This window comes from Vreelandella glaciei, from assembly GCF_013415125.1.
Lineage (GTDB): Bacteria > Pseudomonadota > Gammaproteobacteria > Pseudomonadales > Halomonadaceae > Vreelandella > Vreelandella glaciei.
This window is the reverse complement of record NZ_JACCDE010000009.1, coordinates 14,793-37,791: the sequence shown is the minus strand read 5'-3', so window position 1 is coordinate 37,791 and position 22,999 is coordinate 14,793. Positions and strand designations below refer to the sequence as shown.

The window sequence follows — 22,999 nt, the reverse complement described above, 5'->3', positions numbered from 1 at the left end:
GTGTTAACTAACATGGGGTGACAGCCTCCCCACTTCAACCCCACTGTTTGTTGTTTCCTGATCAGAGACCGCGCCATCACCGCAATAACAGCGCGATAACCACTAGCGCCAATACTAGTGAAACGCCCTTCCAGAACAGCACCGGGTCGCGCTCCAGCAGCGGTAATTGGGCACGTTTCAGCACTTCTTGGCTTGGCGAGCGTAGCTCGAAAATAAACTCCGAAAGTGCCGAAAAACGTTTGTGGGGAGTGGGATGTAGTGCCTTTTTGAGCACCTCATCTACCCAAGCGGGCAGTTCACGGTTCTCGCTAAGCGCCGATTGGTAGGCAAGCTTATGTTGCGCTGCCCGAGTGCGGGTTTTGGCCACCTCGGTGCCATAGGGCAGCGTACCGGTTAGCATCTGATAGGTAATCACTGCCAGTGAGTACTGATCCGAACGGGGTGTGCCACCTTCACCCAGAAAATACTCCGGCGCGGTGTACTGGGCAGTGCCTAGAATGTCGTCGCTAGTCGCATTGACCTCTTCGGCAAGACCCGCCACCTTGGCAGCGCCAAAATCGATCAGCTTCACCGTTCCGTGGCTATCGATCATGACGTTATCAGGGCGTAAATCCTGATGCAGCATTTCCAGACGATGAAAGGCGCGCAGCCCCTTGGCAATCTGCTCGACGATGGGACGAACGCTGGCTAATTCAGCGTTGGGGTGGTCGCGCATCCACTGGGTCAGGGTTTGCCCTTCGATATACGCCAGCACGGTGTAAAGGTAGCGGCGAGGGTGCTCTTGGGTGGGGGCTTTAAGCACGTGCTGATTATCGATGCGCCGTGCAATCCACTCTTCGCGCACAAACCGCTCAATACTCGCCGAGTCTTGGCTTAGCTCGGTTGAGAGGGTTTTTAGTGCCACCTTCTCGCCACTCGCTACCTCTTCCGCCAGGTAGACATGGCTGCGACTGCTGGCATGCAGTTGACGCACAACGCGGTAGCCGTCCAGCTCGCTTCCTGCACGCAATTCAGACGGTGACGGCAGGGTGCTAAGCGCCGCGTAGAGTTCATTAGCGTGGCGCTCAGGCAGCGTATCAATGCGCACAATTTGCACGGTGAGGTTGTCGTCGCTGCCATTATCGATAGCGGCAGCGATTAGCGCCTCAGCAGCCGCGTCGAGATCGCCCCAGTGGGCGTGAATCAGCGCGGCCATTTCGGTGCCGGTTAGCCACTCATAAACACCGTCGGTAGTGAGTACAAACACATCGCCCACACTCAGCGATACCGAGGAATAATCCAACTCCAGGTGCTGGCTGGCCCCCATGGCGCGGCTTAAATGACTGACTTCCCGGGATGCCCAAAAGCGATGATCCTCGGTCAGTGGCTCCAGCGTCTTGCCGGCGAGCTGATAGATGCGGCTATCGCCAACGTGAAACAGGTGCGCAGTGGTGGATTTAATCACCATCGCGCTCAGGGTACACACATAGCCACGATCCAGGTTGTAGCGGTACTGGCTCTGCCGGGTTTGGGCGTAAAGCCACGCATTGGTGGCCTGCAGCACCCTCTGGGCGGAGGTTTTAACCGCCCAGGTAGCCGGGGTGGCGTAGTAGTCTGTTAAAAACCCACCCACCGCCGCTTCACTCGCTTCCCGGCTCACTTCGCTGCTGCTGATCCCATCCGCTAACGCGATCGCAATGCCTTTGGTGGCGCGCTGGGGGTCGCTGGGTAGATAAGCGCCGTAAAAATCCTGATTGCTTGGCTTGCGCCCTTTATCAGAGTGCTGGCCGAGCGAAATGGTCAGCGCTGCCATTATGCTTCCCCTAAAAAAGCCTCCGCCGGAGCGAAGGCTTGGATAAGTGACAAACTGCTGCCTATCAGATCATAGGGCTTTTTGCGGCGCGGTACGCACGTGGGTGGTGTAGAGCGTCAGGCCAGTTAACGCCAAACCACCGATCAAGTTACCCAGCACTACCGGAATTTCATTCCAAATCAGGTAATCCATAATCGAGAAGTTACCGCCCATCATCAGCCCGGAGGGGAACAGAAACATGTTGACCACCGAGTGTTCAAAGCCCATACCGAAGAACAGCATGATCGGCATCCACATGGCAATCACCTTACCGCTCACCGTGGTTGAGATCATCGCGCCCACTACCCCCAGCGAAACCATCCAGTTGCACAGTATGCCGCGGATAAAAATCGTCGCCATGCCGCCAGCGCCATACTCTTTATAACCCACGGTGCGTCCTTCGCCCACTTCACCAATGACCCGCCCCACTTCGCTGGGTTCGGTGCTAAAGCCGTAGGTGAACACAATCGCCATGAGAAAGGCAACCGTTAATGCCCCACCAAAATTACCGATAAACACAATGCCCCAGTGCTTGAGAATACGATTAATCGTCACCCCAGGCCGTTTATCCAGCCACGCCAGCGGCGTTAACACAAACACCCCGGTCAACAGATCAAAGCCCATTAGATAGAGTATCGAGAAGCCCACCGGAAACAGGATGGCGCCGATAATCGGGTAGCCGGTTTGCACCGCTACGGTCACCGCAAACACCGCCGCGATGGCCAAAATAGCCCCCGCCATAAAAGCGCGAATCAGTGCATCACGGGTAGACATGTGAAGCTTGGCTTCGCCAGCATCGACCATCTTGGTAGCAAATTCAGCAGGCAATAAGTAGGACATAGAGAGCTTTTCCTTTGTTGTGGGTTTTAAGGGACAGAAGGGTTAGCAGCATAAAACGCGCACAGCAAACCCTGCCGTTAAGGCGTGGTTTGCGGTGCAGAGCAAAAATTGGTGGCTGCTAGGGCAGCGGGCGTCGTGGCGACTCTTTGCACCACACTGCCCACCACAATCAAACAGGGTGACGGTAAGGGAGTTGCGGCGAGTTTTTCGGGCATATCCGCCAGCGAGCCCACCAGCGACTGCTGTTCACTCTGGCTGGCGTTAGCCACCAGCATGATCGGCCACTCATCCGGCAGGCCTGCTTGGCGTAGGCCGTGGCAAATTGCATTCACTTTGGAAAGCCCCATGTAAAACACCAGGGTTTCATCTTTGCGCGCCAGTGCTTGCCAGTCCGGCGTGCCGTCTTCGCGGCATAGCTGGGCGGTAACAAAGCGCAGTTGCTGCGCATGGCCACGATCGGTGAGCGGGATACCCATGCAGGCCGCGGCGGCAGAGGCCGCGGTAATTCCCGGCACAATAGTGGCAGCCACCTGGGCGGCGGCCAGGGCATCCAGCTCCTCGCCCATGCGCGCAAACACAGCCGGGTCGCCGCCCTTAAGCCGCACTACCGATTTCCCTTCGCGGGCGAGTTTTACCATCAGCCCACCGATTTCCGCTTGCGGTACGCTGTGATGGCCACGGGCTTTGCCAACGTAGTAGCGCTCGCTGCTGCTAGGAATCAGTGCCAGAACGTCATCCCCTACCAAGCGGTCATACACCACGGCGTCTGCCTGCATAAGTAAGCGTGCAGCCTTGAGGGTTAACAGCTCTGCATCGCCGCTGCCCGCGCCGACCAAGTAAACCTGCCCGGCGCGGCACTCGCCACGCAGTGGCAAACGTATGTCAGCAGCATGCTGAACCAACGGCGTTAACGCGCGGTGCGATAACCGCATAAAGGCGTTAAACCACTTCTGTAGCAAGGGGTTGCTTAGTGCGGGCATTGGGCCGCTCCTCTTCAATCAGTGATTTCAATTCGGGAATACAGCTACCGCACTGGGTGCCGCAAGCGAGTCTGGCGCCCAACGCTTCTACGCTGGTGTCGCCCTCGCGGATAGCATTGACGATGGTGGTTTGGCCTACTTGGTGGCAACTGCATACCACCGGGCCGGTATCCGCAGCGCCGTCGTCACAGCCGGCTAATAGGCGGCGGCGGTGGGTATCGCTCAGCGCCGCCTCGTTAAAACGCGCTTCCAGCCACGCTAACCCTGGCAACTCGTTGGGCGGGCCAACCATCAGCCACCAGCGCAACTGACCGTTTTCCACGCAGGCGGCACGCAGACGTGCGTTAGTGGGGTCTTGGCTGACCACCGCCACTTCCCCAGGCAGCCACTCTTTCAACTGCGCCAACCAATCGTTAACCGACTGCGTATGGGCAAGTTGCCAGCGCTGGCAGCCGCGCATGGGAATACGTGTCCAATAGGCACTGGTGCACCAAGGTGTTGATTCCGTTGCCCCTCCGGCGACCAGTAGAGTGGCCTGCCAATCAGTAGCCAGAGGCGCCAGCGCCACGGCGCCGTGCTTAGATTCAGGCTGCCCAGAGAGCGGGTCGGTAATGCTGTCGATCAGCGCGCTGCTTCTGGCCTGCTGGGTAAAGCAGTCAGTCCAGTGGATGGGTACGAAAACCTCACCGCGGCGTTGGGCATTGGAGACCCGCACCCGAGCGCGAAATTCGCCTTTCGCGGCGGTTAACACTGCCAGCCCTTGATCCATAACACCGGCGGTGTGGGCATCCTCTGGGTGCACATCCATAAAGGGTTCGGCGCGGTGATTCATTAACCGCGGTGAGCGAGCGGTGCGGGTCATGGTGTGCCACTGATCACGAATCCGGCCGGTGTTCAGACGCAGTGGGTAAGCGGTACTCAGCGCCTGTTCAGGCCCTTGGGGCGTGATCGCCAGCAGCTTGGCGCGACCATTCGCGGTGGCAAATTTGCCATCCTCAAACAGCCGTGCCGTGCCATGGGGGGCGGTCTTTGTGACCGGCCATTGAATCGGTGCTAAGGCGTCGTAACCATCCCGGCCCAGGCCCACCAAACCTGATATATCAAACAACCGCTGCGGGCTGCCGGGCACTGTGCTGTTATCAACTCCGTTTTCAAGCCCGTTTTCAAACCCAGAGAGACGAGCGTGCTCGTCGAAAATCTCCCAGGGATGCGCATAGTTAAACGCCTCGGCAAACCCCAGACGATTCGCCACCTCACACATTATCCACCAGTCGTGGCGGGCTTCACCTGGGGGTGGCAGCATGCCCCGCTGGCGGGAGATGCGCCGCTCGGAGTTAGTCACGGTGCCATCTTTTTCCGACCAGCCCGAGGCTGGCAGCACGATATCTGCATAAGGCAGCAAATCAGTATGGGCGGCACACTCAGAGACAATCACCAGCGGGCATTTTTCCAGCGCAGCGCGCACCCGCGCGGCATCGGGCAGGCTAATCGCGGGATTGGTGGCCATCACCCAGAGCGCTTTTATCTCGCCTCGCTCAATGGCTTCAAACAGTTCCACCGCTTTATAACCCGGCTCTTCCGGCAGAATGGGCGTGAGATTATCGGTCGCCCAGAAACGGCTGACCAGATCAATGGCGCCGGGGGTGTGGTAATCCATATGCGCAGCTAGCTGGTTTGCCAGCCCACCTACTTCGCGCCCGCCCATGGCATTGGGTTGGCCGGTAATCGAGAACGGCCCTGCCCCCGGCAAACCGATTTTTCCGCCCGCCAGGTGGCAGTTAATAATCGCATTGCATTTATCGGTGCCGCTAGCGGATTGGTTAACGCCTTGGGAATAGAGCGTGACCACATGCAGTTGGCTGGCAAACCAGTAGTAGAAGGTTTCCAGACGCTCGGGGTCGACATCACAGGCAGCCGCTACTTCCGCCACCGACCCAGCGGTTTGTTGAGCTGCCGCTAAGGCCTTTTCAACGCCTTCGGTGTGACGCTCAAGATAGAGGGTATCGAGCTTGCGACGCTTTGCCATCCACGCCAGCAGACCATTAAATAGGTAAGCATCGCTGCCCGGCTTAATCCCCAGGTAGAGGTCAGCGATTTCACAGCTATCGGTCACGCGCGGGTCGATGACGACCAAGCGCATCAGAGGGTTGCGCTCTTTAGCGATTTTTATGCGTTGGTAAAGCACCGGATGGTTCCAGGCCAAGTTGGAACCCACCAACACGACCAACTCCGCCTCTTCCAAGTCTTCGTAGTTGCACGGCACCGCATCCGCACCGAAAGCACGCTTATAGCCAGCCACCGCAGAGGCCATGCACAGTCGCGAGTTGGTATCTAAATGAGGCGTGCCCAAAAAGCCTTTAAACAGCTTATTGGCCACATAGTAATCTTCAGTTAAGAGCTGCCCCGACAGGTACGCCGCTACGCTATGATTGCCATGCTCGGCCCGCAGGGCGTTTAAACGCTCAGCGGTGATGTTCAGTGCGGACTCCCAGGCAACCTCAACGCCATCTACACGTGGGTGAGTCAGGCGGCCCTGCTCACCCAACGTCTCATGCAGCGCAGAACCTTTGACACACAGCCGACCATAATTCGCAGGGTGCTCACGGTCGCCTTCTACAGCGCTCAGCGTGCCCGCTTCAATGGTCGCCGTCACGCCACAGCCGACGCCGCAGTAGGGGCATGTGGTTTTGGCCTGAGTCATAGCTACTCCTCGGATTCCTCATTCGCGCCAAGCATAAAAAAACGCCCAGTCCCGTTCTCTAATGCGCTCTATAAACGCATTTAGAGAAGAGGGCTGGACGTCGTTGCCACAGCGCACCTTCTTCGGTGCAGTACTCTTTGCAGTAGTCTCTTCAAACAATTGAAGACTTACTAACAGCTACACATTTTCTAACGGCTAGTTGTTTTTCTAACGGCTTTGGAATTGTTCGCTGCCATCGCCAAACAATGAGCGCTTATTCCTTGTTAACTCACTTATTGCCTTGATAGCTGCAAGAGCCAAGCCGACAACCGGCCTATTGAAAATTAACTACTGAAAAACAAATAGTTAAAAAAACAAAAGGTCTTCACGCAACGCTCTTTTTGGCACGGTGGTCACGCTAAATGGCGTGTGAGAGTGCACACCGCCTCCCTTTTCGCACCATCGCTGTGCAGCTTGCTCTAACAGCGATGCGACTGTTCCCCTACCATCATTTCCTAAACAACTGACGTGCTTGGATAAATGGTGATTAATGGCCAGTTGGCTAGTTCCTTGCTTTATACACGGTAAGGTTTTTAATCAGCTGGCAGCCAATGGCGGTTGCCGCGCGTTTAAAGCATAGATTTTAAACAACGCTATCGGGCAACGACGCCCCTGATGCTCCCTCTTTCTCCACATTGTGGAAAGGAAGGTGCGTTAGGGGCGTTTTTTGTTTGGTGCTCAAGAAGCCACAAAGACACAGAGGAGCCACCCATGGAAACCACTTCCCGGTGCTCACACAATGATCATCTCAATGACCACCTGGTGATTATTGGCAACGGCATGGCCAGCCACCGCCTGATTGAGGCGTTGGTGAAACTACCCACGCGTCCTCAGCACATCACGGTGATTGGCGCTGAGCCAACTCCCGCTTATAACCGTATTCTACTCTCGCCACTGCTGGCCGGCGAGATGACTCAGGACGCACTTACTCTGCGTGATACTCAGTGGTACGAGGACCAGGGTGTCACGCTGATTCTTGGCGAAAAAGTCGACGCCCTTCATCGCGACCGCCGAACCGTGGTCACCCACACCGGCCGCACACTGCCTTACGACCACCTAGTGCTTGCTACCGGCTCGCGCCCAGCGATGCCCGATGTACCTGGGATTGAGCTTGCGGGCGTGCACGGTTTTCGTGACTTGCAAGATGCTGATGCGCTGACCGACATCGCTCAACGCGGTGGTGAGGCAGTCGTGATTGGTGGCGGCCTGCTAGGCCTGGAAGCTGCCGAGGGGCTGCGTAAGCGCGGCAACGATATCAGCGTCAGCGTACTCCAGCGCAGTGAACGCTTAATGAATCGCCAGTTGGATACCACCGCCTCACACCTGCTTGAAAACGAACTGTCCCAGCGCGGCTTGAAGATTATTACCGGCGCCCAGCTAGCACGGCTTGAGGGCGACGCCCAAGGACAGGTCAGCAAGCTTCATCTTGATGATGGCCGCCAACTGGCTGCCACGAGCGTCATTGTTGCAGCGGGCATTACACCTAACGCAGCACTTGGCCACCAGGCAGGCCTGACCACCGAGCGCGCTATCGTGGTGGATGAGTTTCTCACCACCAGCGACCCAGCGATTTCAGCACTGGGTGAGTGCTGCCAATTTGATGGCACTACGTACGGCTTGGTGGAACCGATCTGGCGTCAGGTGGAAGTACTCGCCGCCCGGCTAGGTGGCACACCTACCCTTGGCTACGCGGATGCTCCCAGCGCCACCAAACTCAAAATCAGCGGCGTGGCGCTCTATGCCTTTGGCCCCACCAAGGCCAGCGCCGAGCACGAAGTGCTGAATTACCACGATATTGAGCGTGGTGACTACCGCCGCCTGCTGCTACGCAACGGCCAGATTGAAGGCGCTGTGCTTTACGGCGACACCAGCCAAGGCCCCTGGTACTTCGAGCAGGCGCTCGCAGGTAACGATCTCAACGCTTACCGCCACGCCCTGCTGTTTGGTGCCGCTGATGTTGAAGTACTCCAGGCCAACATAGCGGAACAGCAGAGCGACACTCCCCATTTATCGACCTTAGAGGTGGCATAATGTCTAGCCCAAAAACGGCAGCTCCCGAACAGCTTATTATTATCGGCAACGGCATGGTCGGCCACCACCTGGTCGAGCAGCTCGTCGATAACGGTGCCCTTGAGCGCTATCAGGTCACCGTGTTTGGCGAAGAGCGCCACCGCGCTTACGACCGGGTACATCTATCTGAATACTTCAGCGGCCGCGACGCCGATTCGCTCGCGCTTTGCGAAGCGGATTACTACACCGTAAGCGGCGTGGAACTGCGCACTGGCGAGGCTGTAATCGAGATCGACCGCAACGCGCAAGAAGTGGTCACCGACCAAGGCCGTTACCCGTATGACCGCTTGGTGTTGGCCACCGGCTCCTTCCCCTTTGTGCCGCCGATTCCCGGTAACGACCGCGATGGCTGCCTGGTTTACCGCACCCTGGACGACCTGGACGCCATTCAGGCCGCCGCCGAAAACGCTACCACCGGCGTGGTGGTGGGCGGTGGCCTGCTCGGCTTGGAAGCGGCTAACGCCCTGCGCGGCCTAAACCTGGATACCGCCGTGGTGGAGTTCGCCTCACGCCTGATGCCCATGCAGGTGGATAATGAAGGCGGCGAGCTGCTGCGCGAAAAAATCGAAGCCCTGGGTGTACAGGTGCTCACTGAGCGTGCCACCCAGCGCATTGAAGATGGCGAGGCGAGCCGACACCGCATGGTCTTCCAGGACGACAAAGTATTGGAAACCGACCTGATCGTGTTCTCGGCGGGCATTCGCCCCCGCGATCAACTAGCCCGTGACTGCGGTCTGGAAATTGGCGAACGCGGCGGCGTGGTAGTGGATAACCAGTGCCTCACCAACGATCCGGCCATTCTGGCGATTGGCGAAGTCGCACTATGGAACCAAAGCATTTTCGGCTTGGTGGCACCAGGCTACCAGATGGCCAAAACGGCGCTGTCGACGCTAACCGAAGGCGATATCCAGTTTGGCGGCGCCGATATGAGCACAAAGCTCAAGCTACTGGGCGTGGATGTGGGTTCGATTGGCGATGCTCACGGTACCCAGAACCCCGGCGCGCGGATGTTTCGCTACCTGGATCCCATCAAGCAGGAGTACCGCAAGCTGGTAGTCTCCAGCGATGGTAAAAAACTATTGGGCGCCATGCTGGTCGGCGACAACGGCGTTTACGACACGCTGCTGCAGTACTATTCCAACGGTATTGAGCTGCCCGCTGAACCCGCCTCGCTGATTCTGCCGCAAAGCAGCGGCGCCGCGCCAACGCTCGGCCCCGGTGCACTGCCCGAAACTGCCACCATCTGCTCTTGCCATAACGTCACCAAGGGCGACATTTGCGCCACGATTGACGGCGGTGCGGTAGATCTTGGTGGCGTCAAAGGCGCCACCAAGGCCAGCACCGGCTGCGGCGGCTGCACCGCGCTGCTTAAAAGCGTGGTGGATCACGAGCTGGAAGCCCGCGGCGTGGAAGTCGATAAATCGATTTGCGAGCACTTCGCCCATACCCGCCAGGGACTTTACGATATCGTCCGTGTAGAGGGCATTAAAACCTTCACCGACTTGATTGAAAAACACGGCAACGCCGACACCCACCGTCTGGGCTGCGACATCTGCAAACCCGCCGTGGCGTCCATTCTGGCCTCCTGCTTCAATGAGCCGATCACCGATGCGGCGCATATCCCGTTGCAGGATACCAACGACACCTTTATGGCTAACATGCAGAAAAACGGCACCTACTCGGTGGTGCCGCGTGTGGCTGGTGGTGAGATTACGCCCGACAAACTGATCGCCCTGGGCGAAGTGGCCAACAAATATAGCCTCTACTCCAAGGTGACGGGCGGCCAGCGTATCGACTTGTTCGGCGCGCGGCTGGAAGACCTGCCGGATATCTGGAGCGAGCTGATTGCCGCGGGCTTCGAGACCGGTCACGCCTATGGTAAATCGTTGCGCACGGTGAAATCTTGTGTGGGCAGCACCTGGTGCCGCTACGGCGTGCAGGACAGCGTTGGCATGGCGATCCAGCTGGAGAACCGATACAAAGGCCTGCGTTCCCCTCACAAGATCAAATTCGGCGTTTCCGGCTGCACCCGCGAGTGCGCCGAGGCCCAGAGCAAAGATATTGGCATTATCGCCACCGAAAACGGCTGGAATTTGTACGTGTGCGGTAACGGCGGCATGCGCCCTCGCCACGCCGAACTGTTCGCTACCGACCTGGACGACGAGCAGCTCTACCGCACTATTGACCGCTTCTTAATGTTCTACGTGCGCACCGCCGACCGGCTGCAGCGCACCTCGGTATGGCGTGAAAATCTTGACGGCGGCCTGGAGTATCTTAAAGAGGTGATTCTGGAAGATAGCCTGGGTATCAACGACGAGCTGGAGCGTCAGATGCAAACCGTGGTGGACACCTACCAGTGCGAATGGGCCGACGCCATTAGCGACCCGGAAAAGCTCAAGCGCTTCCGCAGCTTCGTCAACGACGACCGTCCGGATCCGTCCATCATTATGACCAGTGAACGTGGCCAGCTTCGGCCTGCTTGATTGATGCGTTAACTGACTCTGAATAAAAACGAGGCAACTCATGACCGCAACGGCACTGAAAAAAGAGATGGATACCATGGCGGAACAAACCACCAAGACGTGGCAAAAGGTCTGCACCAAGGCCGATCTTGTCGAGTTTTCGGGCGTCGCCGCCTGGATTGAAACCGCCGATGGCCCCGCCCAAGTGGCTATTTTTTACTTGCCAGGGCTGAGACAAGGAAAGGATCACGAACTTTACGCCCTCGACCATTTTGATCCCTTCTCCAAGGCCAATGTGATCGCCCGCGGCATCGTCGGTGACCTTAAAGGCGCCGCCGTCGTCGCCTCGCCTATCTACAAGCAGCACTTCCGTCTTGAAGATGGCCAGTGTCTGGAGGATGAGAGCGTCAAACTGCGCGCCTGGAAGATCGAATTTAAAGGTGATGAGGTGTGGGTTGAGGGGTAAATTATCCTTCGCACCAATCTAGTGTTAAAGGCATATGGTCGCTGAGCGAAAGCCAGTCGACCATATCGCCAATAGTTAATTCGCTGCTATTTTTCATATCAGTCGAAGTGAAAATATAGTCAATATGATATGGCCTCTCTACTTTCCTGTGCATTAAAAATGTTGGTATTGATTCTTCTCCTTGACGCTCATCAGCCTGTTTGTGATATTGACTCTCAAAGCCCATCTCTTCAAGCTCACCAACAACATCCGAATGGTTCCACCAGCAATCCGAGCGATCCCAACGAGAGTTACTGTTAAAGTCCCCCAGGATAATCGTTTTATGACGACAAATATCTACTCTATGCAATTGAATATACTTCCAAATTTGGCCTATATAACCAAACTTATGACTGTCTATCCCCTTACTCCATACCGCTAACACATTGATCTTGTCATCGATAGTAAAAGGCAAGAACAGCTTTAGGTCATCAGTTCGCCATGTCAACGCATGACTCTTACTGTAGCCAATAGCTAATGTGTATTCGCTGCTCCAATCTAGTTTTTTTACCTTGTGACCATTCTTAGCAAATACGCCAATCCCTTTGTTTTTAGAATCGCCTACCCACAAATAGTTACCAGCCCATTGATGATAAGCCGATATTGAACGGGATGGATCTTCACATTCCTGAACAATTAAAACGTCGCTATTTAGTCTATCAGTCGCATGCAGCTTATTTCGTAATCCACCGCTACAATTCCAAGATACGATTCGCACGTATATATCCTTTTACGCATTCCTGCTCTACTTAAAAATGAACACCCCAAGGGAGGTGTCCATTCTATAACATGATCCAAATAAAAATTAGCTATCCAGAAATTTTATCAGCACCTGATTAAACTCATCCGGATGCGTGGCATTGAGGCCATGCGGAGCACCCTTGATCACTTCCGTCTTCGCGTTGGGCAGTAGCTCCTGGGTTCGCTTGCCGCTGACCTCAAAGGGCACGATACCGTCTGCATCACCGTGCAGCACTAGCGTGGGGATATCGATCTTAGGCAAGTCTTTGCGAAAATCGGTGTAGCTGAAGGCTTTGATGCAGTCGTAGGTCGCTTGGGGTGATGCAAAGGCGGCAATATCGCGATGGTACTGGCGGTTCGGTTCACTGATTAAATCGCTGCGCTCACCGGCAGCAAAGAAGTTCTTGGTAAACTCCTCCAGGAAGGCGATACGGTCACCTTTCACCCCCTCCAGAAACTGATTGATCGTCGCGTCATCCAGGCCACCTTCGGGGTTGTCGTCAGCTTTATACAGGTAAGGCGGCACAGCAGCGGCAAACACGGCTTTACTCACCCGGCCAGTGCCGTAGCTTGAGAGGTAGCGGGCCACTTCGCCGCCGCCCATGGAAAAGCCCACCAGGGTGGCATCGTGTAGATCCAGTGTGTCGATCAATTTTTTAAGGTCTGTTGCGAGCGTATCGTAGTCGTAGCCGCCATCGGCCTGCGTCGACCAACCAAATCCCCGGCGGTCATAGGTCACGACTTTATAGCCTGCCTCAACCAGCGCTGGCACCTGTTTTTCCCATGAACGACCACTGAGTGGCCAGCCATGAATGAGCACCACGGGCTTACCTGCCCCACGTACTTCGTAATAAAGCTCTACCGGCGTGCCCTGCTCCGTTCCTACGCTCAGCATTGGCATCGTCTCACCCTCCTGTTTGGCTTAACGTGAATCAAACAAATGTGCTCTAAGGTTAGTAGAACTAGCGGTGCTGTCCAAAGGAAGGCGTTGGGCAGTCTGGTCAGAAAGCAGGGCGAAAGACATCAGCACGGCGCCGTCGATAAGTCGCTAACAAAATTGCTATCCTTAGCGGCTATTTATACGGTGTGCACTCTGGAGCAGAAACGTTTGTGAAGACAGAATCGAGTACCTTGGCCTTCTCCGCTTTTATGGCGCTGCTCATTGGTTGTGCAGGCATTGTGGCCACGCTGGCCTCTAACTCCCAAGCGATCTTGCTGGATGGGCTATTTAATCTGATTTATTTCAGCGTTGCCCTCGTGACCATTAAGGTCAGCAAGCTTGCCAGCCGCCCGGACAGCGAATCCTACCCTTTTGGCTATAGCTACTTCGAGTCGCTGGTCAATCTTTGCAAAGGGCTGCTGATTTTAGGTGTTTCCATTTTTGCACTGGTGGATGCTGTCGCCGCGCTACTAACAGGCGGTCGTGACATTGCCGCTGGGCTTGCCGTTATCTACGCCCTCTTTGCCACTGCGGCCTGCTCGCTTACCGCCTGGGTCATGCACCGCAGCCAGCGCCATGTCAGTAGCCCCCTGGTGGCAGCAGACAAACTCAACTGGCTGGTCAACAGCGTCATTTCTGCCGCCGTACTCGCGGCGTTTTGTTTGGTGATGCTGTTTGAACACCTGGGCTGGCTGGCCATTCTGCCCTACGTGGATGCGGTATTGGTGATTGCGGTGGTGGTGCTGTGTTTGGGCGTACCGGTGCGCATGGCTTCCCAAGCACTGCAGGAACTGCTTAACAAGACCCCGGAGGAGGCCATCGCAGCACCCGTCCGCCGCGCCGTTGCGAATGCCCTGGCGAGCACTGACACGCAAGAGGTGCGCGTGCGTATGGTTCGCCCTGGCCGCCTGCTGTATGTGATGGTGCATGTGGTATTGCCAGAGGAACCCGATCTAACCATCATTCATCAAGATGCGCTGCGCGCACGCGTCGATGAAGAAGTGCGCCGTTACTATTCGCTGGTGGTGTGTGATGTAGTGTTTACCGCCAACACCCGCTGGGCCGCGCCCTCTTGCGGGCTGTTGGTAGAAAAAGGGTAGCTTGAGTAGTCGCCCATCACGTGAGCGCTCTGCGCAGCAATACGAGCGCCGTGATCACACCGCCTAATAGCGCAAAACCAAACAGCGTTAGCGCCAGGGTATGCCCCACTGCATCAATAAGCGCCCCGGTCGTGATCACCGGGAGGCTGAAGCCAACATACGCCATCAAAAAATAGCCTGCGCTGGCCTCGGGCGCGGACGCATCGGCCGCTGCCAACACGCCACTCAACCCACCCAGGTAGATAAACCCATAGCAGGCGCTACTGGCGGCCACCGTACCTAGCAGCACCGCTGCTAGGTAGCCTTGAAGGGCTCCCCAGGCGATCAGCGCATAGGCAATCGGCAAAATCACCAGCCCCAGCAGCGTCGCCCTTCTTGGCGCGAACCTTCTTGCCCAGGGCTGAAACAGCACCCCACAGCTGCAAATCCCGAACGTGGCGAAGCCGCTCCAGGCGGATAAACCGTGTCGCTGCAGGGCGGAAGGGAGTATCGCAATCACTAATCCCACCGTCGCCCAGGCCAGCAAAATAGCCAACCCAAAGGCAAATGCGCCCCGAGGGTAACTAGGCAGACGCAGCAGCGAGCGGTGAGTGTCACTCGGCGGGCTATCCTCCAATGTGGTGACCACCATTAGCGCCAGCGACGCGGCGACCAGGTAAATCCATAGGCTGGGCGGCGACACACTGGGGGTATGAAAAAGAAACAGGCTGGTGACCGCTGCTCCCAGGCCAAACCCAAGCGAGGTGCTGGCCGTCACGTAATTGGTGGCGAGGCGATTATCATCCCCATCCACGAGCAGTTGCATATACGCAGGCGCCACTGCCGACGTTAATCCCATGCTAATACCCAACAGGAAGCGGGCAACCCCTAGTGCCACTAGGTTGGGAGCTATCAAGATCATCGCCGTCGCCATCAGGCTTAACAGTAGTGCAGCAATGATCAATGGCTTGCGCCCCACCCGATCTGCCAAGCCATTTAAGCCCAGCAGTACCGGCAAGACACCCGCCACATAGCAAGCGAAGGCAAGCGTGGTTGCCCCTACCCCCAAGCCGTCGCGCGCCGCCAGTGCATCGTAGAGCGGCGCCTGTAAATTAACTGCCGTGGTAATCATGCACAGCGCAAAGGCCAGATAAACGGCGCTACGTTGGGTGATGGTTCGATTTAAAGCGCGTTTCATAGCGTTATCCGAAATAAGTAAGTATTTGAACCACTAAGCTCCCACGCTTGCCGATCACCGGTAAGGTACACTTAACCACTACTTTCAAGACACTGTTCCGCTCTTTTCAAGAACAGTGGTGAGCCACAGGGTCAGCTATGAAGCTTAAGGTTAACCGCGACGCCCGTACGCCCATTGCACAGCAGATTGAAGCCGGCATTCGCACCTGGATTGCCGCGCACGGTGCCGGTGGTGGCCGTCGTTTACCCTCTATTCGCCGCTTGGCCGCGACCCATCATATTAGCCGTAACGCGGTGATTGACGCCTATGAGCGCTTGGTGGCTGCCGGTTTGGTGCGCTCACGGCCCGGGTCAGGTTTTTATGTGGCGGATAGCGCGGCAGCCCTGGTATCGCAGCCAGCAGCCACGAGCGGCTTGGAAGAGGTCACCAATGGCCTGTGGGGGCTTTTCAGTGCCAATGAGCACACACTTAAGCTGGGCTGCGGCTGGCTACCCAGCCACTGGCGCGAGGGCGATGACCTGATCCATGCCATTCGCCAGGTCGCGCGTAAAAGCCGCTCGGGAATTTTCGAGTACAGCACGCCGCAGGGGCCTGAAGAATTACGCCGCCTGATCCAAGAGCGTCTGCGCCCGCTAGCGATCAATGCCGACGCCCAGCAGATCGTGATGACCGGCGGCGGCAGCCATTCGCTGGATCTATTGGTAAGGATGCTGCTTGAACCGGGCGATGTGGTGTTCGTGGAATCACCGGGTTATTACAACCTGTTCGGCCTGCTGCACTTGCAGCGCATCCGCGTGATTGGCGTACCGCGATTGGCCGATGGGCCAGATATCGAACGCCTGGAAGCGTTACTGGCGCAGTACCAACCCAAACTGTTTTACATTAACAGCGTGTTTCATAACCCCACGGGCAGCACCCTCACACCAGCGATTGCTCACCGGGTGTTGCAGCTCGCCGAACGACACGATTTTCAGATTATTGAAGACGATATCTACGCGGATTTTCAGCACGCACCGACGACACGCCTTGCCGCTTTAGATGGCTTGAATCGGGTGCTCTACCTTGGCAGCTTCTCAAAAAGCCTCTCCTCTTCGCTGCGGGTAGGCTTTATCGCCTCACCCCCCTCTCTGGTGCAGCGGTTGGTCGATATCAAGATGCTGACCAGCATTTCTGCGTCGCGCTTTGCGGAGCAAGTGGTCACTACCATGTTACAGAACGGCAGTTATCGAAAGCTGACCGAGCGGCTGCGCACCAAGCTCGCCAATCAAATGGCGTTGGCGCTAAGTATTCTCAAAAAGTCGAACTGGGAGGTTTATACTGAACCGGCAGGAGGAATGTTTGTGTGGGCCAAGCCACCGGCCACCATCACGCCAGAGGCGCTGTCTGAGCTGGCGGACCGGTGCGAGGTAATGCTGTCACCAGGACATCTATTCTTTGCGGATCATCAACCAACCCCCTGGCTCCGGCTAAACGTTGCCTATATGCAGGATCCCAGGGCGAAGGCGTTTATTGATGCAGTCCGTGAACCTACCCTTCCTTGACCTCTTTCACTGGCCATACATCCGCATCCACAAGCTCTGGGCGTTTCAGTATGACAGGGTCAAATATCGGTTCTTTAATACCGTCGCGGCGCTGACGCTCATAATCTTTCAGCACGGCTACAGCAATTGGCCCCATGATCAAAATGGCAAACAGGTTAGTAGTTGCCATTAGCCCCATGGCTAGATCGGCAAAGTCCCATACCACGCTAAGTTCAGCGACGGAACCCAGCAGCACCATAGCGATAATAATCACCTTGAATACGCTTACCGCCTTTGCGGCATGACGACGAAATAGAAATTCGATATTCACCGATGAGAACGAGAAGTTGGCCAAAATGGAGGTGAACGCAAAAAACAGAATCGCCAAGGCGATAAATATCTCCCCAAAGCCGCCTAAGTGGTCGACCATGGCATCTTGAGTAAGCTGAATGCCTTCGATGCTGTCTCCTGGAGACTCCGACATCAGCCGCTCGTAAACGCCGGAGAGCAGAATCACCACCGCCGTGCAGCTACAGATAACGATGGTATCGACAAATACCCCAAAGGATTGCACCAGCCCCTGGGCTGCCGGGTGTTTGACCGTCGCCTGGGCCGCCGCATTCGGGGTGGAACCCATGCCCGCTTCATTGGAGAACAGGCCACGCTTGACGCCGTTTTCCATCGCCGCTTTGATCGCATAGCCAGCTGCGCCGCCTACCGCTGGGCCAAGCCCAAAAGCACTCATCACAATCAGCGAGAGCATGTCAGGCACGGCAGAAAGGTTAGTCACCAGAATCCATAGCGCCACGAGCAGATAAGCAATCGCCATCGCTGGCACAATTTTCTCAGCGGTACGCGCTACCGACTTGAGGCCACCATAAATAACAAAACCTGCCAAGATGGCAATCACGACGCCCGTCAGCCAATTGGGAATGCCAAAGGCGCCATTCATCCCTTGCGCGATAGTATTGGATTGCGCCGCGTTAAACGCCAAGCCATAAGCAATAATCAGAAACACTGCGAACAGCGCGCCTAACCAGCGCCACCCCAGGCAGCGTTCAATATAGTAAGCCGGCCCGCCACGGAATACGCCATCCTCGTTGCGATGCTTATAGACCTGGGCCAAGGTCGACTCGATAAACGCGGTGGCAAAACCCAGCAGCGCGGTCACCCACATCCAGAAAATCGCTCCCGGCCCGCCAATCCAGAGCGCCAGAGCCACACCGGCTAGGTTACCGGTACCGACCCGCGCTGCCATCGACGTCGCAAAGGCCTGAAAGCCACTGATACCATCCCCAGCTCCGCGGGCAGTGAATGTCACATACGCCATGTGCCTAAACAAACGAAACTGCATACCTTTGGTCATGATGGTAAACAGCAGGCCAGCGCCTAGCAGTAGATAGACAAGAATGTAGCTCCAAATAAAGTTACTGACAGGCATCATGATGGTATAGAGACCATCGCGCAGCGGGGCAATGAGTAATTCGAGGGTCTCCATGGGAATGCTCTCCAGTTAGCGTTTGTTCACACCCGGGTTCCCAGAAAATCCCTAGCCCGAGGTGTTGAAATGGCCGCCGAAAACACGACGCCACCCCCCGATTCTAGCCAGTTTTTGTAGCAGCCCCAAAAAACGCCTTAAAAAAACCTCGCAGCTTACCCTTAATGATTGCGACGTTAGCTACTCGCTAATGCCTTGAGCTCGTCATACAACACCTGAGGGAAAGTGATGCCATTTACTTGGCTTCGCTCTCTTGCCTCAAAGCGGCGCTGGGAAGGCAAGCGTGCACCTTGGCCCAGAATGCTCTCGAAAAGGACTTCAGCGTGGTTGAGGTGGCCCTCTGCGCCCTTGCCCAGAAAAGCCTCAGGGGACATCGCGATAATCAGCTCGCCATGAAAGGGTTTGCCGGTTTTTTCGGCATTCGCCGCCTGGGTTTCATGGCCTAGCAGATCACCAATCAGCGGGCCTGCCAATAGCTCCACCATGGTGGAAAGCGCAGAGCCTTTATAGCTGCCAAAAGGCAACATGGCGCCAGCGAGGGCTGCCACAGGGTCAGTCGTCGAGTTTCCCTCATCATCCATTGCCCACCCTTCAGGAATAGATTTACCCGCACGCCGATGTAGCTCTATCTCGCCACGGGCGACCACGCTGGTGGCAAAATCAAACGTATAGGGTGTCTTCCCTGGGCGAGGCCAGGAAAAGGCAATGGGATTGGTACCAAAAAGGGGCGAAGTACCACCCGCCGGAGCAACAAAAGCATGGCTTGGGGTCATGGCTAACGCCACAAGCCCCTCTGCTGAAAGTGCTTCAACTTCGGGCCACAGTGCTGAGAAATGGAAGCTATTATTAATGGCAAGCGCCGCAATCCCATTGTGTCTAGCTTTTTCGATTAGGTAGGGCTTACCCCTTTCAAACGACAGCAGCGAGCAGCCCTTATTAGCGTTAACTTTGACGACACTTGTTGCTTGGTCAGTGATAGTCGGCTCGGCTTGGGTATCAACCCCGTCATTCAAGGCGGTTTGGACACACCCAATCAGCCGGTATAAACCGTGGGAATGGCACTCATCACGCTGGGCCGCCATGACGCTGCGGGTAATCGCGTCGGCGTGGGTTTGGCTAAAGCCATTATGGGTAAGCACCTTGTTACTCAGCGCTTCGGCTTCTTGTAGAGAAATAGTAATAGCATCACTCATAGCATCACCTTACACACTCTTGTTGTTACTTCTTTATTTACAACCGCCCTTAAAAACCGCACTAAAAAAGCAGGCAATGAATGCCTGCTTGTGGAATGCGCGATAATGACAGCTATTTTTTAAAGTTCGCGTTTGCCGTCGACTAGCCGCGAAACCTTCAGCGGATTACCCTCTTTAAGCGCGTCCGGCAGCAAGCCTTCTGGTAATGACTGGTAGCATACTGGCCGTAGGAAACGGTGAATGGCCGCCGAACCTACCGAGGTAGTACGCGAATCAGACGTTGCTGGGAACGGCCCGCCGTGCACCATGGCATGGCATACCTCAACCCCGGTGGGCCAGCCATTGGCGAGAATACGGCCTGCTTTACGCTCAAGCGTCGGCAGCAGTGCTTTAGCAGCCTCGATATCCGCATCATCCATATGCAGCGTAGCGGTGAGCTGGCCTTCTAGCTGCTCAGCGACGCGCTTAACCTCAGCCGCATCGGCACATTCAACCACCAATGAACTGGCACCGAACACCTCGGCTTGCAGCGCTTTTGATGCGAGGAAATCGCTCGCAGAGGCGGTAAACAAACCGGTTTGGCACTGATAGTCGCTGCCAGTTTGGCCACGGGCGATTTCACGCACGTTGGCTGCGCCGCTCAGGCTGGAAACGCCCTCTTGATAGGCGCGATGAATACCCGGCGTCAGCATGGTCTGCGCGCCGCTGGCTGCCACTGCACCACGTGCTGCCTCAATGAACGCGTCAAGCTCTGGGCCTTTAATGGCGATAACCAGACCGGGGTTAGTGCAAAATTGCCCCGCGCCCATATTGAGCGAACCGACAAACGCTTCACCCAGCGCTTTACCACGCGCTTTAAGGGCTTCCGGCAGCAAGAAGACGGGGTTAATGCTGCTCATCTCAGCATAGACCGGAATCGGCTGGGGGCGTGCTTGGGCTGTTTTCATCAGCGCCATGCCGCCACTGCGCGAACCGGTAAAGCCCACCGCTTGAATACGCGGGTCATCGACCAGCGCCTGACCAATTTCATTACCGGCACCAAACAGCAGCGAGAAAACACCTTCCGGCAAATTGCAGGCTTTTACGGCTTTTTGAATCGCCTGCCCGACGAGCTCAGAGGTACCCGGGTGCGCCGAGTGGCCTTTCACCACGACCGGACAACCAGCGGCGAGCGCTGACGCGGTATCACCACCGGCCACCGAAAACGCCAGCGGGAAGTTGCTAGCACCGAATACCGCAACTGGGCCTAGGGCGATATGGCGCTGACGCAGATCCGCTCGCGGCAGTGGCTGGCGATCTGGCATTGCCGGATCGATACGTACATCTAACCACTCACCCGCACGTACGACCGAAGCAAACAGGCGCAGCTGCCCGCAGGTTCTGCCCCGCTCACCTTCGATCCGTGCTTGCGGCAGGCCGGTTTCGGCCATGGCGCGCTCAATCAGCTCGCTACCGATGGCTTCAATTTCACTGGCGATGGTCTCTAGAAACGTCGCCCGCTCTTCGAGGGGCGTTTCACGATAGGTGCCATAAGCTGCCTCGGCTAGTTCGCAGGCTTGCTCAACATGGGCCCGACTGCCACCCACATAAACGGGCTCTAGCTTTTCACCGGTGGCGGGGTTCACCGCTTGAATGTTGGCTTGGGTACCGGTCACTGCTTGTTGACCAATTAGCATTTCGCCTCGAATCGTCATAGGTCGCTCCTTATAGGGGTCAGTGATATCACTGTTCGCGATACTGGGCATACGTGTTGCGCGCCCGGTTGAGGTGCTGAAACATCGTTTCGCGGGCGGCTTGAGCATCGCGGGAAAGAATCGCTTCAAGTATGTAAGAGTGTTCTTCCTGCACTCGTTCTAAATAACGTTCAGAGGAGATCGGATTAATATCAATGCTTAACAGCTTGGCGCGAGGAATGACGCTCTGGCTCCACTGCTTATAAAAGGATTGAAAGAAGGGATTTTTGGTCGCTGTGGCAATCGCAAAATGGAAAAGATAATCTTCTTCGCGCGCTTGTGATTTGGCAGCGTACGTTTTACTAAACGCAGCGTGCTGCGCTTCGAGTCGCTGACGATCTTCATCATCGTAACGTAATGCTGCCAGCTCAGCCGCAGTGGGCTCTAGCGTTAAACGTAGCTCCAGCAAATGTAAGATATCTTCGACGGTGGTCGGATTAATGCGCTCAGCAGGCCGCGCCTCTACGGTAGATGAGCGCAGCACCGATGTGCCGACACCCCGTCGAGTCTCCACCAGCCCCAGCGATTTAAGGTGGGTAATCGCCTCGCGTATTACCGTGCGGCTAACGCCAAAGGAGTCACACAGGCTGTTCTCGGTGGGTAGTTTATCCCCCACCGCAACCTTGCCCTGAGTGATCAACGCTTCCAGTTGGTCAGCCACGTGAACGGACAAGCTGCCCTGCTGCGTCACTTTGCTTACTTGAAGCGGTTTTAGAGCAGAAGCCGTTGCGCTAGGTTTGGCCATGAAAGCTGTCCTTCGTTAATGCCTAAAGTTGTATTATATCGTACAACTCAGGACTTATAAGTACTATTAAACGTCGTCTGGGTGCCCTGATTTAGTAAATTTACCGCCTTGAAAACGTACAGCCAAATCCTTGCTATCAATGGTCCGATCAAGCTGCTCGGTCTCTTCCCGCCAAGGCTCTGAGCTGTCTTTAGGTGCCCAACCCAAAAAGCTGGCATGGGAGTTATCCCACCATTTTTCAGCATTATCCGATGCGCCGTAAATTACTGTATGCCCTAAACTCGGCGTCACAAAAGCACGCTGCAAAAGACTGACAAAATCCGCCAAGCTCAGCCACGTTGCCATCATGCGGGTATCAACAGGCTTATCGAAGCACGAGCCAATTCTCACGCTAAGCGTCTCTACACCAAACTTGTCGTGATAGAGGCTAGCGAGGTTTTCACCAAAGCATTTTGAAACACCATAAAGGGAATCCGGCTTTTGAACTACCTGGGTATCGATACGCTGATGGCGCTCATAAAAACCGATGACGTGGTTGGAGCTGGCGAACACAATCCGCGGCTTCCCTTGTTTACGGGCCGCTTCATAAAGGTGATAAGTGCCCATGATATTGGCCTGCAAAATGGCCTCCCAGGGGCTTTCTACCGACATGCCGCCTAGGTGAACGATACCATCGCAGTCGCGCACCAGTTCTGAGACTGCCTGCATATCGCTAAGATCGGCTTGAACTAGCTCTTCACCTTCACCCGCCTCGCCTAATGGCGCCACATCAGATAAACGAACATGCTTGGCGAGTTTGGATAAATGAGGCCGCAAGCTGTTGCCCAGACCACCCGCCGCACCGGTAACTAAAAGTCGATTTAACATAAGAACTCCTTACTGTTTTGTATAAACCATTAAATAAAGCGTTGTTTTAGAAGCCGT

General features: G+C 56.0%; 17 protein-coding genes. 5 read left to right on the top strand and 12 right to left on the bottom strand.

Going from position 1 to position 22,999, the window contains the following annotated elements:
* Positions 1 to 76: 76 nt before the first annotated feature.
* The 4 genes from HZS80_RS07845 to HZS80_RS07830 all read right to left on the bottom strand — a co-directional run bounded on the left by HZS80_RS07845 (position 77) and on the right by HZS80_RS07830 (position 6,352).
* On the bottom strand, positions 77 to 1,792 hold the full coding sequence (locus HZS80_RS07845; protein WP_179915711.1) for a bifunctional protein-serine/threonine kinase/phosphatase: 1,716 nt from the start codon (positions 1,790 to 1,792) through the stop codon (positions 77 to 79).
* A 69-nt stretch (positions 1,793 to 1,861) separates the two neighbouring features.
* Positions 1,862 to 2,671 carry a formate/nitrite transporter family protein gene (locus tag HZS80_RS07840; RefSeq protein WP_008957727.1) on the bottom strand — a complete coding sequence of 270 codons (810 nt, stop codon included), beginning with the start codon at positions 2,669 to 2,671 and terminating at the stop codon, positions 1,862 to 1,864.
* 77 nt (positions 2,672 to 2,748) lie between these two features.
* Complete coding sequence (cobA, locus tag HZS80_RS07835; RefSeq protein WP_179915710.1) at positions 2,749 to 3,651, bottom strand: uroporphyrinogen-III C-methyltransferase; 903 nt, start codon at positions 3,649 to 3,651, stop codon at positions 2,749 to 2,751.
* Entirely contained in the window at positions 3,611 to 6,352 is a 2,742-nt protein-coding gene (locus tag HZS80_RS07830) for a nitrate reductase (RefSeq protein WP_179915709.1), read from the bottom strand. Before HZS80_RS07830 ends, cobA begins: the two co-directional genes overlap by 41 nt.
* Positions 6,353 to 7,102: 750 nt before the next feature.
* Here HZS80_RS07830 and HZS80_RS07825 point away from each other — a divergent pair.
* Genes HZS80_RS07825 through nirD form a run of 3 tightly spaced genes read left to right on the top strand, consistent with a single transcriptional unit; the run spans position 7,103 to position 11,389 of the window.
* Positions 7,103 to 8,422: an NAD(P)/FAD-dependent oxidoreductase gene (locus tag HZS80_RS07825; RefSeq protein ID WP_179915708.1), complete on the top strand. Its 1,320-nt coding sequence runs from the start codon at positions 7,103 to 7,105 to the stop codon at positions 8,420 to 8,422.
* Positions 8,422 to 10,944: a nitrite reductase large subunit NirB gene (nirB, locus tag HZS80_RS07820; protein WP_179915707.1), complete on the top strand. Its 2,523-nt coding sequence runs from the start codon at positions 8,422 to 8,424 to the stop codon at positions 10,942 to 10,944. Before HZS80_RS07825 ends, nirB begins: the two co-directional genes overlap by 1 nt.
* A 40-nt stretch (positions 10,945 to 10,984) precedes the next feature.
* Positions 10,985 to 11,389, top strand: a complete 405-nt coding sequence (nirD, locus tag HZS80_RS07815; RefSeq protein WP_179915706.1) for a nitrite reductase small subunit NirD — start codon at positions 10,985 to 10,987, stop codon at positions 11,387 to 11,389.
* Between the two features lies 1 nt (position 11,390).
* On the opposite strand, the gene HZS80_RS07810 is transcribed toward nirD, so the two are convergent.
* Complete coding sequence (locus tag HZS80_RS07810; protein WP_179915705.1) at positions 11,391 to 12,146, bottom strand: endonuclease/exonuclease/phosphatase family protein; 756 nt, start codon at positions 12,144 to 12,146, stop codon at positions 11,391 to 11,393.
* Positions 12,147 to 12,233: 87 nt separating this feature from the next.
* A complete protein-coding gene (locus HZS80_RS07805) occupies positions 12,234 to 13,070 on the bottom strand; it encodes an alpha/beta fold hydrolase (protein WP_179915704.1) in 837 nt (278 codons plus the stop codon).
* A gap of 209 nt (positions 13,071 to 13,279) precedes the next feature.
* Between HZS80_RS07805 and HZS80_RS07800 the strand changes: the two genes are divergently transcribed.
* Positions 13,280 to 14,209, top strand: coding sequence for a cation diffusion facilitator family transporter (locus tag HZS80_RS07800; RefSeq protein WP_179915703.1), 930 nt, complete (start codon positions 13,280 to 13,282; stop codon positions 14,207 to 14,209).
* Positions 14,210 to 14,225: 16 nt separating this feature from the next.
* Here HZS80_RS07800 and HZS80_RS07795 read toward each other — a convergent pair whose 3' ends face one another.
* Positions 14,226 to 15,386, bottom strand: a complete 1,161-nt coding sequence (locus HZS80_RS07795) for an MFS transporter (protein WP_179915702.1) — start codon at positions 15,384 to 15,386, stop codon at positions 14,226 to 14,228.
* A gap of 137 nt (positions 15,387 to 15,523) precedes the next feature.
* Between HZS80_RS07795 and HZS80_RS07790 the strand changes: the two genes are divergently transcribed.
* Entirely contained in the window at positions 15,524 to 16,927 is a 1,404-nt protein-coding gene (locus HZS80_RS07790) for an aminotransferase-like domain-containing protein (protein WP_179915701.1), read from the top strand.
* Here HZS80_RS07790 and HZS80_RS07785 read toward each other — a convergent pair.
* The 5 genes from HZS80_RS07785 to HZS80_RS07765 form a co-directional block, all read right to left on the bottom strand.
* Entirely contained in the window at positions 16,914 to 18,404 is a 1,491-nt protein-coding gene (locus HZS80_RS07785) for an alanine/glycine:cation symporter family protein (RefSeq protein ID WP_179915700.1), read from the bottom strand. The two genes, HZS80_RS07790 and HZS80_RS07785, sit on opposite strands and share 14 nt — an antisense overlap.
* 176 nt (positions 18,405 to 18,580) lie before the next feature.
* Complete coding sequence (locus HZS80_RS07780; RefSeq protein WP_179915699.1) at positions 18,581 to 19,597, bottom strand: Ldh family oxidoreductase; 1,017 nt, start codon at positions 19,595 to 19,597, stop codon at positions 18,581 to 18,583.
* 119 nt (positions 19,598 to 19,716) lie between these two features.
* A complete protein-coding gene (locus HZS80_RS07775; RefSeq protein ID WP_179915698.1) occupies positions 19,717 to 21,291 on the bottom strand; it encodes an aldehyde dehydrogenase (NADP(+)) in 1,575 nt (524 codons plus the stop codon).
* A 28-nt stretch (positions 21,292 to 21,319) separates the two neighbouring features.
* Positions 21,320 to 22,075, bottom strand: coding sequence for a FadR/GntR family transcriptional regulator (locus HZS80_RS07770; protein ID WP_035559175.1), 756 nt, complete (start codon positions 22,073 to 22,075; stop codon positions 21,320 to 21,322).
* Positions 22,076 to 22,141: 66 nt separating this feature from the next.
* A complete protein-coding gene (locus HZS80_RS07765; RefSeq protein WP_179915697.1) occupies positions 22,142 to 22,942 on the bottom strand; it encodes an NAD-dependent epimerase/dehydratase family protein in 801 nt (266 codons plus the stop codon).
* Positions 22,943 to 22,999 lie beyond the last annotated feature (57 nt).